This window comes from Streptomyces sp. NPDC005195 (assembly GCF_040608315.1).
Taxonomy (GTDB): Bacteria; Actinomycetota; Actinomycetes; order Streptomycetales; family Streptomycetaceae; genus Streptomyces; species Streptomyces kaempferi.
On the sequence record NZ_JBEXHZ010000192.1, the window covers coordinates 1 to 3,448 of the forward strand.

The 3,448-nt window shown below is 65.0% G+C and carries 2 protein-coding genes and 2 pseudogenes; 2 read left to right on the plus strand and 2 right to left on the minus strand.

The genetic code is table 11. The annotated features are described in order from the left end of the window. Positions 1-372, plus strand: a pseudogene (locus ABZV34_RS37740) (hypothetical protein); the annotation flags it as partial. Positions 373-531: 159 nt separating this feature from the next. Here ABZV34_RS37740 and ABZV34_RS37745 read toward each other — a convergent pair. Beyond that, positions 532-1,401, minus strand: a complete 870-nt coding sequence (locus tag ABZV34_RS37745; protein WP_356287293.1) for a class I SAM-dependent methyltransferase — start codon at positions 1,399-1,401, stop codon at positions 532-534. Positions 1,402-1,481: 80 nt separating this feature from the next. Next, entirely contained in the window at positions 1,482-2,402 is a 921-nt protein-coding gene (locus tag ABZV34_RS37750) for an NADP-dependent oxidoreductase (protein ID WP_356287296.1), read from the minus strand. A gap of 801 nt (positions 2,403-3,203) precedes the next feature. Here ABZV34_RS37750 and ABZV34_RS37755 point away from each other — a divergent pair. Continuing rightward, positions 3,204-3,353, plus strand: a pseudogene (locus ABZV34_RS37755) (MFS transporter); the annotation flags it as partial. Between the last annotated feature and the right edge of the window lie 95 nt (positions 3,354-3,448).

The following is a 3,448-nucleotide window of genomic DNA, read 5'->3' on the forward strand; positions in this document are numbered from 1 at the left end:
GGCTCCGCGGTGAACGACCTGTCCCGCGAACTCGGCGGCGCACTGGGGATCGCCGTCCTCGGCAGCGCACTGAACGCCGGCTACCGCAGCAACCTCGACATCGAAGGGCTCCCCGCGCCGGTGGCGGAAGCAGTGCATTCCTACCTGGCGGTGGCCAACATCGTAGGAACCCAAACGGGCAACGCGGCACTCATCGACAACGCGCGCGACGCTTTCGCCTCCGGCCTCCACCTTGCGTTCGTCACCGGTGCCGGAGCAGCAGCCCTGGGCGCCGTAGCAGTCGCCGTTCTCTTGCATCGCACGGGCAGAGATACGGTCCCCCACACGAGCTCTGACGACAGTGCACGAACGAACGCACGCTCGGACGGTTAGGGTCCCGCTCCGTACCAGTACCGTCTGACGGTGCTCAGTCGTTCTCACCTTGCCTAGGACGCTGGAGCCGGACGCAACTGAGGGGCTGAGCCGAATTCCAGCGCTGTGCAAGCCCCGACTCGAACCGTCCTCAAGATTTCACGCGCGCTGTCGAGTCTTCTACCGGTGTGGGTGCGGTCGGACAGCGCTGAGCGAATAGAGGATCGGTAGGTAGGTGTCGCTGAAGGGGAATCTGAAGAGACCATCAGGGCCTTGCGGCAGAAGGTGGCGCCCGTCGGTTTCGGTCTCGGTGTGCTCGCCGAGACGTTCCACGACCAGACCTGCCGTAGCGGCTGCTGTCACGATCTCACCGACCGAGTAGGGATACTGCGTCGACTCCTGTGACGCGAACGGAGCGTCGGGATGGGCGTAGGTGCCGATCATGGCGTCGCGTTGTGGGATACCGCCTCCGTAGGGCCAATCGGCGACGAAGGGATCGAAGGTGAGGACAGTCTGGAAGACGGGGTGCAGATCTACGAGGACCAGCCGGCCGCCCGGGCGCAACGCTGCTGCGGCTCCGCCCATCCACGCCGCCAAGTCGGCGATCCAGGACAGGACTCCATAGGTGGCCACAACACGGTCGAATCTTCCGTTCAGCGTGTCGGGCAGTCGCTGAGTTTCCGCTTCGATGAACTCCGCGGGCAGACCGGCCCGCTCGGCCAGAGCGCGAGCTCTGCTGATGGCGCGGGGGGAGAAGTCCACGCCGGTGACATGCGCCCCCAGACGCGCCCAGTTCAGTGTGTCCATGCCGAAGTGGCAGTGCAGATGAAGGAGGTCTTTGCCCCTGACGTCACCAGCGAGGTCCTTCTCGATTCCACGCAGGGTCTGCTGACCGGCGAGGAATGCCTTCACATCGTAGGACCGGTCATCAGGATCGGTCCCGTGGAACTCGGCCAAGGTGTCCCACAGGGCTCTGTTGTCGGCGAGCCCGCGTTCGTCTTGTGCGCTCCGCTCCCGGGCGCCTGCACCCTCAACTTTGTCTACAGCCATGGAAGACCTCCTCAGGCCCGGTGAAAGACGGCATAGTTGTCGGCTGGCAGTCCCCACGCCCTCGGTGTGGGGTCATGCATCTACGGAGTCAGAACAATTTTCCCAGTGGTCCGTCCTTCCTCTCCCAACTGGTGAGCGTCAACGACCTGGTCCAGGGGAAATACCCTGTCAATGTGGACCGTCAGCCGGCCTTCTTCGGCGAGCGAAGCGAGGAATTCGAGGTCGGAACGATCAGGCTCCACGAGCATGAAGTCGGCCCGTAGACCGATTCCCACAGCCCACTGCACCGCCTCCGCATCGGCGCCGTTGAGCGCTACGACCTGGCCGCCAGGGACCAATACTCCGGCCAACCCCGGGATCTGCCCGGCAACGGTAGCCAGAAGGACATCGACGTCGCTCACCTCGGCGCCTACCTCGCAACTCCGGTAATCGATGACCTCATCAGCGCCAAGACCGCGGACAAAATCGTGTTTTGCTGCGCTGGCCGTGGCGATGACGTAGGCGCCGTGAGCCTTGGCGATCTGAACGGCCAGGTGACCCACGCCGCCGGCAGCAGCCGGAATGAGGACCCGCTGCCCGGCAGAGATCCCGGCGACCGTCACCAGCGCCTGCCATGCGGTAAGACCAGCCAGGGGCAGGCCTGCCGCCTGGAGGTGGCTTATGCCGGACGGCTTGAGAGCAAGGTGCCTCGAGGGAGCGGCCACGTAATCTGCGTAGGCTCCCGCCTCGGAGGGGAACCGAGGCATTCCGAAGACCTCGTCTCCTGGCTCGATGCGCGTCACACCAGCTCCTACAGCCGCCACCACTCCGGAGACGTCCCAGCCGACTGAGAAGGGCAGGTCGCCCAAGCCCCCGCCGGTCCGCATCTTCCAGTCGACGGGATTGACGCCGGCGGCCTTCACCTCGACCAGCACCTCTGTTGGACCTGGCAGCGGCGCATCGACCTCGGCAACCTCGAGAACGTCCGGGCCACCCAACCTGCTCTGCATTACTCGGCGCATGTATTCATCGATATCAGACGGGTCGCAAGGGAAGGTGAGTAGCGCATGCTCATCATCTGAGGTGCCGAAGATCTTTGGTTCCGTGCTGGCACCGAGAAAGTGCGATGCCCGGGCCGGGCGGCCAAGATCTGTGATGCGCCGGTGCACCGGCTGGCATACCGTGCCGCGACTACAGATACCAGTACAGGGTGAGCACTCATTACTCAGGTGCTTCAGACCTCCATAGCACAAGGTAGCCACATAGGGGCCTTCGCCCGCCCGCCATGAATGAAGCGATGGATATGGAAGATCGAAGAGAGCTGTCGTCGTGGTGTCGGCTCTGACTGCCGACGGCGCCATGCCCGCGCCGGCTCAGGCTGAACCCCCGGACGGGCCGCACAGCCCGGCTATGAAGGCGGAAGCGTGGATCCCGAAGCAGAGAGCCAGCTGGTCTCCTCAGCTCGATCTTTCGCCCGCCCGGAGCATGGACCCTGATAGCGGAGGCGGCTGATCGGGTGCTTGGCCCGCAGCGAAGGCGCTGATGAGCACCTCGAGAGGCGGCGCAGTTCAGGCAACATGACGCGCCCTCGCCGGGGAATGCCCGAAGGGCCGCTACCGTGGCCCGGCGGCGCCGCCCTGAGGACGGCTTGCCCCCTTCGAGGGCGGCAGTCACCTTTCAGTGGGCGAACCCAGTCCTGCAGGCGTCTACAGGCCATGGCTCCGATGACAGTTGTCTGATCCGGGGCGTGATCACAGGGACCAGCTATGCCGAACGAAGAGCCCGTGGCTCCCCAGGAAACCCGACCCGGCATGCCCCACTCCACACCCTGGGTCCGTCGGATCGCAGTCGTTGCCCTCCTGGCTGCAGCCATCAACCTCCGGCCCGCAGTCACCAGCCTTGGCCCGGTCCTCGAAGAGGTGCGTGCGAGCCTTGGGATGAGCGGCACCACGGCGGGTGTGCTGACCTCTCTGCTGTCAATCCCCTGGTTGCGTAGAGACGTTGGTTATGCGGCCCGGCCTTGCTGATCGGCCCGCGCTCGCGCTTCCTGGATGATCCGTTCGAACTC

What these genes read in the sequence shown, in the direction of transcription:
- ABZV34_RS37745 (WP_356287293.1), bottom strand. Translation starts at nt 1,401, where the DNA reads ATGGCTGTAGACAAAGTTGAGGGTGCAGGCGCCCGGGAGCGGAGCGCA.
- ABZV34_RS37750 (WP_356287296.1), bottom strand. Translation starts at nt 2,402, where the DNA reads ATGCGCCGAGTAATGCAGAGCAGGTTGGGTGGCCCGGACGTTCTCGAG.